The following is a 13,120-nucleotide window of genomic DNA, read 5'->3' on the forward strand; positions in this document are numbered from 1 at the left end:
GAGGCCGACCACGGGTTCGTCCACACCGAGGTTCTTCAGCTTGGCCGTCAGCTGGGGGAACACGCTCTCCGACGAGCTGGTGCCGAGCACCAGCACCAGTTCCGCGCGGAAGTAGCGCAGCAGTTTCAGCAGGCTCACCCCCGCGTACCGCGAGACCGGCCACAGGACCAGCACGAAGAACAGCACCACGATCAGATAGAACACCGCCACCAGCCGGCCGAGTGAGAGCAGCGTTCCCAGTCCGTACTCGGACACCGTGTAGCCGATGGCGCCGAACGCCGCCAGCGGGGCGATGCGCATCACCTTGCGGATGATCCAGAAGAGGGCCTGCTGCACCGTCGACACGATGTCGAGTACCGGCTTCGCCTTGTCCCCCACGGAGGCCAGGCCGCAGGCGAACAGCACGGAGAAGACCAGGATCTGGAGGATGCTGCTCTCGGCGAAGGCCTGTACCGCGGAGGTCGGCACCAGACCGACGAGGAAGTCGTCGAAGCCCTCGGACTTCGCCGGCGCGGTGGCCGAGGAGCCGGCGTGCAGGGACGACGGGTCGATGTGCATGCCGGAACCCGGCTTGAGGACATTGACCACGACGAGACCGATCACGAGCGCGATCGTGGTGATGACCTCGAAGTACACCAGGGACCGGATCGCGATGCGGCCGACCTTGCCCAGATCACGCACGCTGGCGATGCCGTGCGTGACCGTACAGAAGATGATCAGGCCGACGACCATCTGGATCAGGTGGATGAAGATGTCGCCGAGGAACTGGACATGCTGTCCGACCGAGGGCACCAGCGCGCCCACGAGCACGCCGAGCGCGACTCCGGCGAGCACTTGGAAGGCCAGGTCCCGGTAGAACGGCGGGCGCTTTTTCGGGTCCTGCGCCGAAGGGCCCGCCTCGGCGGGTGCACTTGTGGAAGTGGTATCGCTCATCGTCCGGTTTCTCCGTTGAATGTCCGGTGCCGACAGGGGGGTCGAGGGCCGTGCGGGTCAGTCAGCCTCGCTTCCGAGCACCTCCCCGGCCGGGCCGAAAACCTCTTCCACGCTGAGCCGCCGGGGCAGCAGCTCCTGGGCGAGGCAGGCGTCGATCACCGATTCGAGGGGCTCCCGCAGTCGCTCGAACCCGAAGACGGTGGGGTGGGGCATGCCGTCGGGGCGTGTCACCGAGGCGTCCGCGCGCCGCAGCAGCGCGTAGGCCTCACGGACGGCGGAGGGGTTCTCGCGGCACGTCGAGGCGGCCACGGCGACCATGTGGTTGATCGGCATGAAGCCGTGCCGCTCCCACCACTGTTCGTCGCGGGCGGCGGCGTCGGGGACGACGGGGACGAACTCGTCGCCCTGGGGCAGGTCGTTGCCGAGAATCGCAGCGTCGATGTGTCCCTCGCGCAGCAGTTCGGGGAGGCTCGCGGTGTGCGGGTCGTGGGTGACGAACGCCGGGTCGGTGTACTCGGCGACGTGCGCGGCATCGCGGGTGGTCCAGTGGATGTCCCGCGCCGCCAGGCCGTAGTCCTCGGCGAGATGGGCGCGCACCCACATTCCGGTGGTCTGGGTGAAGGACCGCACGCCGACGCGTTTGCCCTTGAGGTCCTCGGGGCGCACGGGGCGTGAGGCGTGGGCGATGAGACAGCCCCGCTGGAAACGGGCGGCCACCACGGCGGGCAGCAGCACCACGGGGCGGCCGTACGCGATGGCCTGCAGCGCGGTGACGATCGCCAGCTCGCAGAGGTCGTAGGCCTCTTCGCGGACCATCGGCGCGAACGCCCGGTGGATGGGCGAGACGGGAAGGAAGTCGAGGCGCACCCGCCCACTGTCGACGTCGCCGTTCTTCAGCGGGGCCGTGTGCGGGTAGTCGCCCAGGACGGTGCGGAGCACGGGGAGTTCAGTCACGGGGGCCTCCCGTAGGTGCGGCGGGGGTGTGGACGGGGGTGTAGAACGCGGCGGTCGTTCCGCCGAAGATCAGTTCCTGGTCGGCCTCCGGCAGTCCCGAAGCCGCCTCGCGTGCCTGCGCCAGGAGGTCGGCCGGGGTGCCTTCCGCCGCGGGGAAGTTGGACCCCCACGCGATCCGGTCCGCGCCGTAGGCCGCGACCAGGTCCGCCAGGAACTCGGCGGTGTCGGACGCTCCTTGCCCCGCCGCGGCCAGCGCCCGGTGGGTGAGCTTGAGGTGCACGCCTGGGTAGGCCGCCATGTCGAACAGGTCCGCGGCGTGCCGGTAGGGCCGACCGTCCGACAGGTCGGGGCGGGCACAGTGGTCCAGCAGCACCCGCACTCCGGGGAACCGTTCCAGCAGTCCTCGGAGCGCGGGCAGCCCCTGGATCGTCATCTGCAGGCAGACCGGTATGTCCTGCTCCTCCGCGTAGGCCCAGGCGGGATGGGAATCCTCGTGGCCCAGCCAGTCCGCCTGGCCGGGCATCGTGGTACCGGTGGTGAACAGCCGGAACCCGGAGAGGCCCTCGGCCTGCCAGTGCTGGATGCGCTCGACGGCGTCCGGCGCCAGCGCGTCGATCGAGTACACGCCGGTGAACCGGTCGGGGTGGGCCCGCACCGCCTCGACGACGTAGCGATTGTCGTGGCCGTACACCGTCGAGGCCTGCACCACGACCGCCCTGGCGATCCCGGCGTCGTCCAGTGCCCGGACGAGCCCGTCGATGTCCACCGGGCGGGCCTGCGACCACTCCGATCGGCGGCCGCCGATCGGAGCGGCCGGATAGAGCTCGGTGTCCGTCGAGATGACGTGGGTGTGGTTGTCGATCACCAGCATGAAAGCGTCATGTCCTTTTCAGTCAATGTGGTGCGGGCCGTGGATCTGCGGGTCGGCACGCATCCGGTGGGTGTCCGGGCCGGGCGCACCGGCGGTCAGAGGCCGGCCTTGCGCAGGCGTGCGTCGAGCCGGGGGTAGACGGTGCGGGCGTTGCCCTCCTCGATCGCTGCGAGGTCCGCGGGAGAGAGGCCTGCCTGCTCGACGTAGCGGCGGGTGTCGTCGAAGTGGTGGCCGGTGTCCGGGTCGATGCCGCGCACGGCACCGATCATCTCCGAGGCGAAGAGCACGTTGCCGTGGGGCATCACCTCGAGCAGCAGGTCGATGCCGGGCTGGTGGTAGACGCAGGTGTCGAAGAAGACGTTGTTCAGCAGGTGCTCGGTCAGCTCCGGCTTGCCGAGTGCCTGCGCCAGGCCGCGGAAGCGTCCCCAGTGGTAGGGCACCGCGCCGCCACCGTGCGGGACGACCAGCCGCAGGGTGGGGAAGTCGGCGAACAGGTCACCCTGGATCAGCTGCATGACGGTGGTGGTGTCCGCGTTGAGATAGTGCGCACCAGTGGTGTGGAAGGCGGGGTTCTCGCTGGTGCTCACGTGCACCATCACCGGCACGTCGAGTTCGACGATCTTCTCGTAGAGCGGATACCAGGAGCGGTCGGTCAGCGGCGGCGCGGTCCAGTGGCCGCCGGAGGGGTCGGGGTTGAGGTTGACCGCGACGGCGCCGAGCTCCTCGACCGCGCGGGTCAGCTCGGGGATGCAGGCCGCGGGGTCGGCGCCGGGTGACTGCGGCAGCATGGCAGCGGGGGCGAACCGCTCGGGGAACAGCTCGCCGACGCGGGCGCACAGGTCGTTGCAGACCCGGGCCCAGGCCGCCGAGACGGCGGAGTCGCCGATGTGATGTGCCATGAACGAAGCACGCGGGGAGAAGACCGTCAGGTCGATGCCGCGCTCGTCCATCAGGCGCAGCTGGTTGGCCTCGATGGTCTCCCGGATCTCGTCGTCGCCGATCCGCAGATCCGCGGGCCGCGGCACCTCGCCGCCGCCGGTCAGGGCCTGAATCTGGCGCTCGCGCCACTCGCCCAGCGCGGTGGGCGCGGTCGTGTAGTGGCCGTGGCAATCGATGATCAACGCGGGCTCCTTCGCTCGGCTGTCGCATCCAAAACGCTCGGAGTGCGCACGAAGCGGGACGCTAATCGGGCGTCGGCGCCATGGTCAATCATTTTGCTGACAATATTTTCAGCAATCTTTCCGAAGGTGCGGCGGCGGCGCCGCAACCCGGGCTCCGCACACTTGCAAAAGTTTTGCCGAAAATATCGCTGATGATAGAGTCGGTGACCGTGTCGGCGATCTGCGGACGGGATCTCGACGGACGGATCCGCGAGAGAGGGACCAGCAGCAGGTGACCAGCACGCAGATCAAAGGGGCTGCCGCGCGGCTTCACGTGAGCACGCACATCCGCCAGGCCCTGTGGGCCGGCGACCTGTTGCCGGGGCAGCGGCTCGTGGTGCAGGACCTGGCCGACCAGTTGGGGGTGACCCGCAGCTCGGTGCGCGAAGCCCTGTTCGACCTGGCCTCCGACGACCTGGTGGAGTTGGTGCCCAACCGCGGCGCCAGCATCAGGGTGGTCTCGGTCGAGGAGGCCATCCAGATCACCGAGTGCCGCTCCGCGCTGGAGCGCGTGTGCGCACGCAAGGCGGCCGAGCACGCGAACGAGGCGCAGCGCGCCGAGCTGACCGGGATCGGCGTGCGGCTACGTGCGGCGGTGGCCGAGGAGGACTTCCACACCTACTCCGCGCTCAACCGCAAGCTGCACGACCTCGTCATCGAATTCAGCGGCCAGGTGATCGCCAAACGCCAGCTCGAGCGACTCAACGTGCAGATGGTGCGCTTCCAGTTCCGCCTCGCACTCCGCTCCGGGCGCCCGCAGGAGTCACTGCCGCAGCTCCTCGCCATCATCGACGCCGTCACCGCGGGCGACGCCGACGCCGCCGACGCGGCCGCCGAGGCGCAACTGGCCAGCGTGATCGACCAGTTGCGCATGACCGAACGGCTGCCGCCGGCCTGACCGCGACGGGGCGGTGAGGCGGGCGCACTCGAAGGCGGAGCGCACGCCACGGAACAGCGACGTGCGCGGCGCCGCTGTTCCGTGGCTGACCCCGCACATCGTCGGCTCAGACCTCTCCGGGCCGGGCGGCGATCTCCCGCAGCAGGTTCGTCACCGCTCGGGCGCGGGCGCTCTGCGCCACACCGCCCATGGAGACGATCTTGACTTCGAGTGGGGGTCCACCGTCCCGCAGCCGTAGCTCCGCGACCTCTCCCCCGCCGTAGGTCTGACTGGTCGCCGGCCGCTGGTTGAGTACGGAGTACCCGAGTCCTCGTGCCACCAGCGAGCGCACGGTCTCGTAGCTGCGGGTGCGGTACCGGACGTCGGGTGCGGTGCCGGTGGCGGCCACCAGCGCGTGGAAGTAGTCGCGGCTGTGCGGGAGGTCGAGCAGGACCAGGGGCTCGGCGGACAGCTCGGCCAGTTCCACACTGCCCTGCCCTGCCAGTGGGTGGTCGGCCGAGACGATGACGTAGGCCGGGGCGCGGGCGATCGTCTCGCTGTGCAGTTCCGGCTCGGACGACAGACCGAGGCCGTAGGTGAGGGCGAAGTCGATGCGTCCCGCTGCCAGGGCCTGGACGAGCTGGTCCGTCTCCGCCTCCACCACGTCGATCTCTATGCCGGGGTGGCGCCGGGTGCACTCGCTGAACAACGGCGGCAGGTAGTACGGGGCCAGGGTCACGAAGCAGCCGACGGCCACGGGCCCGGACAGAATCTCTCCGTCGCCCCGGGCCTCCCGCTGTACCTCGCGGGCACGCGCCAACAGGTCTCGCGCCTGCTGCTGGAGGCGCTCCCCGGCGGGTGTCAGGGTCAGGCCCCGGCCCCGTCGCCGGATGAAGAGCTGGACCTGCAGGTCCTGCTCCAGGTTGTAGACGGCGGCGGACACGGCGGACTGGGCGATGTGCAGCTCGGCCGACGCCTCTGTCATGGAGCCGCGCTCGGCGGCCACAAGGAAGTAGCGCAGCTGAACGAGGGTGAAACCCAGCGGTGACGTCATGCGAGACCCTTGCACCCGGTGAACCGTGTCGGCACCGACCCTATGCGGGGGCGACGCCTACACCCGCTCGGCGGGCGTATCGGAGACGTCCTCCGGGCGCAGCAGCGTGGTACCGGCGGTCTCCTTCAGGGTCAGGGCGGCGACCAGGCCGCCCACGGCGAACACCATCAGGTACGGGCCCGGCACCAGTGTGCTGCCCGTCGCGGAGATGAGCACGGTCATCAGAGAGGGCACGGTCCCGGCGAACAGCGCAGCGGTGATGTTGTACGCGACGGAAAGACCGCTCTGGCGTGTGCGGGTGGGGAAGATCTCCGCCGACCACACCGCATAGGTGCCGAGGATCGCCGCCAGGATCACGCCGAGCACCAGGCCGGCGATCCACGTGCCCACGAGCCCGGTCCGCATCAGGAGGAAAGCCGGGGTGGACAGGACGAGCAGGGCCGCCGTCGCCCCGATGAACACCGGCTTGCGTCCCACCCGGTCGGAGAGCGCGCCGAACAGCGGCACGAGCGCGAGGCCCATCAGCGAGATGACGGTGGACAGCAGGGCCGCGTTGTCGGCCGAGTGGCCCAGGTGATCGGTCTCGTAGGTGACGAGGTAGGTCAGCACCGCGTAGAAGGGGACGTGCATGGCGGCCATCAGGCCCGCCGCCTGGAGCAGTTCCCGCTTGTGGGAGCGGAGCAGTTCCCGGGCGGGGCTGCTCGGAACGGTGTCGTTGGCTTCGAGCGCCCGGTACTCCGGGGTGTCCTCGATCTTGCTGCGGATGATGAAGCCGATGACACCGAGGGGCGCGGCGATCAGGAAGGGGACGCGCCAGCCCCAGGCGGTGAGTTGGCTGTCGTCGAGCGCGGAGGACAGGAGGAGGAAGACGAACGAGCCGGCGAGGAAGCCGAGCAGGGAGCCGACCTCCAGCCAGCTCACGCCGAATCCGCGCCGGCGCCGTGGCGCGCTCTCGGCGAGGAAGCTGGCCGCGCTGCCGAACTCGCCGCCCGCGGCGAATCCCTGGATCAGGCGCAGCACCACCAGGAGCACCGGGGCGGCGATGCCTATCGAGTCGTAGCCGGGTAGCAGACCTATGGTCAGGGTCGCGCCCGACATCATGAAGATGACCAGTGACAGGGTGCGCTTGCGGCCGATCCGGTCGCCGAGCGGCCCGAAGACCAGGGCGCCGATGGGCCGGATGCCGAACGAGACGGCGAACACGCCGAACACGGCGAGCAGTCCGGTCGTCTTGTCGTCGGAGGGGAAGAACACGGTCGCGACGGTGCCGGCGAGATAGGCGTAGGCAGCCCAGTCGAACCAGTGCACGAACACGCCTACGGCTCCCGCGGCGACGCTCCTGCGCAGTGCGGCCGCGTCGGTGGCCGGCTCGGCCTCGGTCGCCGTGGCACTGCTTTCACGCGTGGGCATACGCGCCTCCTAGGGGGAAAGGTTCCGAAGCCGGAGCTGTGCGGCTGCCGCCGACGTCGAGTCGTCAGGGTGAGGGCGGGCCTGTCAGGGAGGTGGGGCTGGTCAGTTCGCGGAGTTCCGCCTCGGTCAGCAGCTCGCGCTCGCGGATCAGGTCGAGCGCGGGTCTGCCGGTGCGGTGCGCCTCCAGCGCGCGGGCGCAGGCGGTCTTGTGGCCGAGAGCGGGGCCGAGCGCGGCCACCGGGCCGGTGCAGGTGGCGATCGTCTGCCCCGGGTCCGCGGCGATCGGGAAGCCGGTCCCCGTCATGCCGCACCCCTTCCGGCCCGCGCGCTCCGGTCCACGCCCGTCCAGGCCAGCGCGACCGCGCCGTCGAGCAGGGCCCGCTCGGCGGTCCCGCCCACGCAGTGGGCGGCGAACTCGTGCTGGTGGTTGGTGGCGGGCAGGGAGCCGATGCCGATGTACGGGTGGATCGCCGGTACGACCTGCGAGACGTTGCCCATGTCGGTGGAGGCGCGGTTCATGCGCGCCGCCTGGCCGGGCGGCGCGAACTCCCGGCCCAGGGCGAGGGCGTTGGCCCGGTAGTGCCCGAGGGCGGTCTCGTCCGTGCGGAACTCCGCGTAGGGCTTGCTCTCCGGTTCGATCTCCAGGTCGCAGCCGGTGGCGAGGGCGCCCGCCTCGAAGGCCCGCAGGACGCGCGGTTCGAGCTCGGCCAGTTCGGCGAGCGTCTCGGCCCGGACGTACCAGCGTCCGCTCGTCCGTTCCGGGATGGCGTTCGGGGCGTCTCCGGCGTGTGTCACCACACCGTGCACGCGTGCCGATGACGGCAGTTGCTGGCGCAGCAGCCCGATGGCGACCTGGGCCACGGTGAAGGCGTCGGCCGCGTTGATCCCGGCCTCCGGGTAGGCGGCGGCGTGCGCGGACTTGCCGGTGTAGGCGACCTTGGAGTGGCTGACCGCGAACGGGCGGGCCTCGGCGACGTCGACCGGCGCCGGGTGCACCATCATCGCGAGATCCACGCCGGTGAAGGCGCCCCGGTCGAGCATCTCGATCTTGCCGCCGCCGCCCTCCTCGGCCGGGGTGCCGTAGACCTCCACGGTGAATCCGGCTTCGTCGGCGACGGCGGCCAGGCCGAGCGCGGCGCCGACGGAGCTTGCCGCGATGAGGTTGTGCCCGCACGCGTGTCCCAGTCCGGGCAGCGCGTCGTACTCGGCGCACAGCGCGATCCGGACCGGCCCGCTGCCGAACCGGGCGTGGAACGCGGTGTCCAGGCCGAGGTAGGACGAGGTGACGTCGAATCCGGCGCGGTCGAGGAGTTCCGGTACGGCGGCGGCGGCCCGGTGTTCCTCCCAGGCGGTCTCCGGATCGGCGTGCAGCCGCTCGGAGAGGCCGATGAGTTCCTCGGCGTGCCGGTCGACCGCGTGCCGTGCCGCCTCCTTCATCGTCCCCGTCACATGCCTCGTCCCCATCACAGGTCTCCCGGAACGCCGTACGAGGGAGAGGTGGCGGGGTCGAGTCCGCGCCGCACGTAGTCGTCCCGTTGCGGCAGCCAGATGTCGAGCAGGTCACCGAGCCGGTCCAGGGGGTCCTCGGCCCAGTCCACCCGCAGGTCGGTGACCCGCCAGCCGACATCCGCGACGACCGCCATCCCGGCGGAGTACACCGGCCCCTCCTCGCCGCCGGCCGCGACGGCGGCCTTCATGGCGGTGAGCAGCCGTTCCTCCAACTCCCCCGTGGCGGCGGCGTACGCGTCGAGGAGGACGCCGGGAAGGTGCCCGCCGGACAGCATGTTGCCGGCCGCGACCGCACCGTCCGCGGTGGCCGAGGCGAAGGTGCCCAGAGTGCGCGGACCGCTGAAGGCGAACCCCGGCCCCGACCGGCCCAGGACGGTCAACTGCCGGTAGTCGATGGTCTTCTTGTTCGCTGCGGCGCCGGTGACGTCGGCCAGGGCGCGCTCGGCGTCACCGTGGTCCGCCAGGCCATCCAGCAAACTGGTGCCGAGCATGGGGTCGGTGATGTTCTGCGACGTCGCCGCGCCGACGCCGGGCCGCAGATGGACGACCCGGGCGGCGACCGCCGGACTCGACGAGCTCGCCGCGATGCCGAACCGCTCGCCGTCCCGGACCACCAGAGAGAACGTCATGCCTGCTCCCCCTCGTCAAGTACGGCGTTCTCGGGAAGTACGGCGTTCTCGGGAAGTACGGCGATCGCGTCGATCTCGCACAGCCACTCCGGCCGGGCCAGCGCGGACACCACGATGCCGGTGGAGATCGGGTGGACGCCCTTGGTCCAGCGGCCCACCGTGCGGTACACCGCCTCGCGGTAGCGCGGGTCGACCAGATAGATCGTGAGTTTGACCAGGTGTTCGATGCGGCCGCCCGCCTCTTCGAGCAGCATCTTGATGTTCGCCATGGCCCACTCGGCCTGCGCCTCGACGTCGCCGATGCCCACGGACTCACTGGTGTCGAGGTCCTGGCCGATCTGGCCCCGGACGTACACCGTGTTGCCGGCGACGACGGCCTGGCAGAGGTCGTTGTCGAGGTTCTGCTCGGGATAGGTGTCACGGGTGTTGAACGGGCGGATCCGGGTGTGCCCACCGGCGATGATCGGGGCCTCGGGCCGGGGATTCTGGTGCGTGGAGGTCATCGTCTGCTCCTCAGGCGGTGGGGGCGGCCGACGCGGCGCCGGGACGGCCGGTGGTCTCGTACGCGTGGTAGCCCCGCCGGGTCGCGATGTGGTCGGCGACGTACCGGGCGTCGTGCCAGACACCCCAGATGAAGCTGGATCCGCGGCGGGACAGCCAGGGCAGGCCCAGGAAGTAGACGCCGGGCTCGGAGGAGACTCCGCGGCGCTGCTCCGGGCGGCCCTTCTCGTCGAAGGCGTCGACGTCGAGCCAGCCGTAGTCGGTGGCGTAGCCCGTCGCCCAGACGATCGAGGTGATACCGGCCTCGGCCAGGTCCAGTTCCAGCCGGGGGTCGGTCACGCACTCCGGGTCCGGGCCGAGGACGTGGGCCCGCGGCTCCTCGGGGAGGTCGAGACCGTTGCGCTCGACGTACTCGTCGGCCGCCCGCAGCAGTCCGAGGTACTTCTCGTCGCCGAGCGCGATGTTCGTGGCGAGGTCGGGCGCGAAGCGCAGGACGCCGTCGTCGCAGGACGCGGTCATCCCGAGCAGTTCGATGCCGTCGGCGGCCAGGGCACGGAAGTCCACGGTGTGACCGCCGCGCGCGCCGCTGACCGCGATGGTGACGTGTTCGGCGCCCTGGGGAGGCGTCTCCGCGTCCCAGAGGCCGAGCACACCGAGCCACCAGCAGAAGTCACGCCCGCGGTACTCGCGCGGAGGGCGGTCGTGCGGACCGACGGAGAGGAAGACCTCGCGACCGGACCGGCGCAGCTCGTCGGCTATCTGCACCCCCGAGGAGCCGGCCCCGACCACCAGGACCGAACCTTCGGGCAGCTGTTCCGGGTTGCGGTATCCGCTGGAGTGGATCTGCACGGGGACGGCGCCGTCCGGAACGACGGGCGGGAACACGGGCCGCTGGAACGCCCCGGTCGCCACCACGACATAACGCGCGTCGATCGAGCCCTGCGACGTCTCCACCCGGAAACCCGGCCGGCCGGTGTGCCGGCGCACCTCGGTCACCTCGACGCCGCAGCGGACCGGCGCACCGATCTTCTCGGCGTACGCGGCGAAGTACTCCGCGACCTGCTCCTTCGAAGCGAAGCCGTCCGGGTCGACGTCGGTGAACTCCAGGCCGGGAAAACGGTCGTGCCACGCGGGCCCGTTGGCGACCAAGGAGTCCCATCGCTCCGAGCGCCACCGCTCGGCTATGCGGTGCCGCTCCAGCACGATGTGCGGTACGCCGTGGGCCCCCAGGTGCTCACTGGCCGCCACGCCCGCCTGGCCGGCTCCGACGACGACGACTTCGGTTTCTTCGCTCGGCACTTCATCCTCCACTCAGGCGGCAGTCCATCCCGGTGTCGCGTTGACTGTGCTGCCGTGCGAGCCATCCTTGAACGCGGCATGGATTCTGTCCAACAGATGTTTCCGCTGAAGGCGATCTGATTTTCCGATGCGAAACGGCGTGGCTGTTCCCGGGCGACAACGACCTGTCCAGGTGGCGGCCGGCCCGGGCCGAGGGGTTCACACTCGGCCCGGGCGGGCGGCGGAGAACGGACGTCAACTACCGCCCTCAGCACGTCATTTACGTCATTTACGTCAAGCGGATCGCCGGGCTCGGGGCACGTGATGGGGTCCGTCGCCCCGCTGCGGCGACGAAGTGGCTGCCGACAGCTGGGACAGGCGACGGACCCCGTCGAACTTGAGGCGGTTCCTCAGCCCCTGTACGTCTCCAGCAGCCGCAGCCACACCTCACTCACGGTGGGGTACGCCGGCACCGCGTGCCAGAGCCGGGAGATCGGGACCTCGCCGGCGATCGCGATCGTCGCCGAGTGGATGAGTTCGCCGACGCCGGGGCCGACGAACGTGACGCCGAGGAGGATTTCGCGGTCGAGGTCGACGATCATGCGGGCGCGGCCGGTGTAGCCGTCGGCGTAGAGACCCGCTCCGGCCACGTTCGCCATGTCGTAGTCGACGGCGCGTACCCGCAGGCCCGCCGATTCCGCCTCGGCCAGGGTCAGGCCCGCGCTCGCCGCCTCCGGGTCGGTGAAGACGACCTGGGGGACGGCGGCGTGGTCGGCGGTGGCCGCGTGGGCGCCCCACGGGTCGGTCTCCAGGAGCGGGACGCCGGCGGCCCGCGCGGTGATCGCGGCGCCCGCGACGCGGGCCTGGTACTTGCCCTGGTGGGTGAGGAGGGCGCGGTGGTTGGCGTCGCCGACCGCGTAGAGCCAGTCGCTGTCCTCGACGCGCAGGGTGTCGTCGACGGTCAGCCACGATCCGGGCTTGTGGCCCACCGTGTCCAGGCCGATGTCCTCGGTGCGCGGTGCGCGGCCGGTCGCGAAGAGGATCTCGTCGGCCTCCAGGGTCGAGCCGTCGCCGAGGGTGACCGTGACGGTGGAGCCCTGGCGCTCGACGGCCTTCACCGACACGCCCGTACGCACGTCCGCGCCCGCCTCGCGCAGCGCGTCCGCGACGAGCTCCCCGGCGAACGGCTCCATCCGGTTGAGCAGGCCGTCGCCGCGTACGAGCACGGTGACCTGGGAGCCGAGCGCCTGCCAGGCGGTGGCCATCTCGGTGGCCACGACTCCCCCGCCGACCACGACGAGGCGGCCGGGCACGTGGTCGGAGCTGGTGGCCTCCCGGCTGGTCCAGGGCTTGGCGTCGGCGAGGCCCGGCAGATCGGGCAGGGCGGCGCGGGTGCCGGTGCAGACGGCGACCGCGTGCCGGGCGGTGAGCGTGGTGACCGTGCCGTCGTCGGCGGTGACCGTGACGCGGCGCGGCCCGGCGAGGCGGCCGTGGCCGCGGTAGAGGTCGGCGCCGATGGACTCGATCCAGCCGACCTGGCCGTCGTCCTTCCAGTGGGAGGTGTAGTAGTCCCGGTGGGCGAGGACGGCGGCGGCGTCGAGCGGTCCCTGCACGGCCTGGCGCAGGCCGGGCACGCGGCGGGCGTCCGCGCGGGCGATCACCGGGCGCAGCAGCGCCTTGCTGGGCATGCACGCCCAGTACGAGCACTCGCCGCCGACGAGTTCGCTCTCCACGACCGCGGCGCTCAGTCCGCCGGCCCGTACCCGGTCCGCGAGGTTCTCGCCGACCGGTCCCGCTCCCACCACTACAACGTCGTACTCAATAGGTTCCGTCATAGGCCCCAGTGTGGTCGTAGGTGTGCCGGTGAGCCACATGGGTACGTGCGCGGAATACGTCCGTTCTGCGGATCGTTGTGGACAGCGGCTTTGCCCCCTACGGCTTCGC

13 protein-coding genes are annotated in these 13,120 nt (G+C 70.9%); 1 reads left to right on the plus strand and 12 read right to left on the minus strand.

Annotation, left to right across the window (positions count from 1 at the left end; genetic code table 11):
* From AB0J02_RS20860 to AB0J02_RS20875, 4 genes are all read right to left on the minus strand, one after another.
* On the minus strand, positions 1-933 hold a 933-nt coding region (locus AB0J02_RS20860; RefSeq protein WP_363195206.1), incomplete at its 3' end, for a cation:dicarboxylase symporter family transporter.
* Positions 934-990: 57 nt separating this feature from the next.
* Complete coding sequence (locus AB0J02_RS20865; protein WP_363195207.1) at positions 991-1,887, minus strand: hypothetical protein; 897 nt, start codon at positions 1,885-1,887, stop codon at positions 991-993.
* Positions 1,880-2,758, minus strand: a complete 879-nt coding sequence (locus AB0J02_RS20870; RefSeq protein WP_363195208.1) for an amidohydrolase family protein — start codon at positions 2,756-2,758, stop codon at positions 1,880-1,882. The genes AB0J02_RS20865 and AB0J02_RS20870 overlap by 8 nt, the downstream gene beginning before the upstream one ends.
* A gap of 95 nt (positions 2,759-2,853) precedes the next feature.
* The gene (locus AB0J02_RS20875; protein WP_363195209.1) at positions 2,854-3,879 is read right to left on the minus strand and encodes an amidohydrolase family protein; all 1,026 of its coding nucleotides are present in this window, start codon (positions 3,877-3,879) and stop codon (positions 2,854-2,856) included.
* A 271-nt stretch (positions 3,880-4,150) separates the two neighbouring features.
* Between AB0J02_RS20875 and AB0J02_RS20880 the strand changes: the two genes are divergently transcribed.
* Positions 4,151-4,816: a GntR family transcriptional regulator gene (locus AB0J02_RS20880; protein WP_363195210.1), complete on the plus strand. Its 666-nt coding sequence runs from the start codon at positions 4,151-4,153 to the stop codon at positions 4,814-4,816.
* Between the two features lie 106 nt (positions 4,817-4,922).
* Here the strand turns inward: AB0J02_RS20880 and AB0J02_RS20885 are convergent, their stop codons facing one another.
* The 8 genes from AB0J02_RS20885 to AB0J02_RS20920 form a co-directional block, all read right to left on the minus strand.
* Entirely contained in the window at positions 4,923-5,849 is a 927-nt protein-coding gene (locus AB0J02_RS20885) for a LysR family transcriptional regulator (protein WP_363195211.1), read from the minus strand.
* Positions 5,850-5,906: 57 nt separating this feature from the next.
* Positions 5,907-7,259 (minus strand): MFS transporter, encoded by a 1,353-nt coding sequence (locus AB0J02_RS20890; RefSeq protein ID WP_363195212.1) that lies wholly within the window; start codon positions 7,257-7,259, stop codon positions 5,907-5,909.
* Positions 7,260-7,323: 64 nt separating this feature from the next.
* Entirely contained in the window at positions 7,324-7,563 is a 240-nt protein-coding gene (locus tag AB0J02_RS20895; RefSeq protein ID WP_363195213.1) for a hypothetical protein, read from the minus strand.
* A complete protein-coding gene (locus tag AB0J02_RS20900) occupies positions 7,560-8,723 on the minus strand; it encodes a M20 family metallopeptidase (protein WP_363195214.1) in 1,164 nt (387 codons plus the stop codon). Before AB0J02_RS20900 ends, AB0J02_RS20895 begins: the two co-directional genes overlap by 4 nt.
* On the minus strand, positions 8,723-9,397 hold the full coding sequence (locus tag AB0J02_RS20905) for a DUF1028 domain-containing protein (RefSeq protein WP_363195215.1): 675 nt from the start codon (positions 9,395-9,397) through the stop codon (positions 8,723-8,725). Before AB0J02_RS20905 ends, AB0J02_RS20900 begins: the two co-directional genes overlap by 1 nt.
* Positions 9,394-9,900 (minus strand): RidA family protein, encoded by a 507-nt coding sequence (locus AB0J02_RS20910; RefSeq protein ID WP_363195216.1) that lies wholly within the window; start codon positions 9,898-9,900, stop codon positions 9,394-9,396. Before AB0J02_RS20910 ends, AB0J02_RS20905 begins: the two co-directional genes overlap by 4 nt.
* 10 nt (positions 9,901-9,910) lie before the next feature.
* Positions 9,911-11,197, minus strand: a complete 1,287-nt coding sequence (locus tag AB0J02_RS20915) for an NAD(P)/FAD-dependent oxidoreductase (protein ID WP_363195217.1) — start codon at positions 11,195-11,197, stop codon at positions 9,911-9,913.
* A 389-nt stretch (positions 11,198-11,586) separates the two neighbouring features.
* Positions 11,587-13,011 (minus strand): NAD(P)/FAD-dependent oxidoreductase, encoded by a 1,425-nt coding sequence (locus AB0J02_RS20920; protein WP_363195218.1) that lies wholly within the window; start codon positions 13,009-13,011, stop codon positions 11,587-11,589.
* Between the last annotated feature and the right edge of the window lie 109 nt (positions 13,012-13,120).

This window comes from Streptomyces sp. NPDC050264, from assembly GCF_040655895.1.
Taxonomy (GTDB): Bacteria; Actinomycetota; Actinomycetes; order Streptomycetales; family Streptomycetaceae; genus Streptomyces.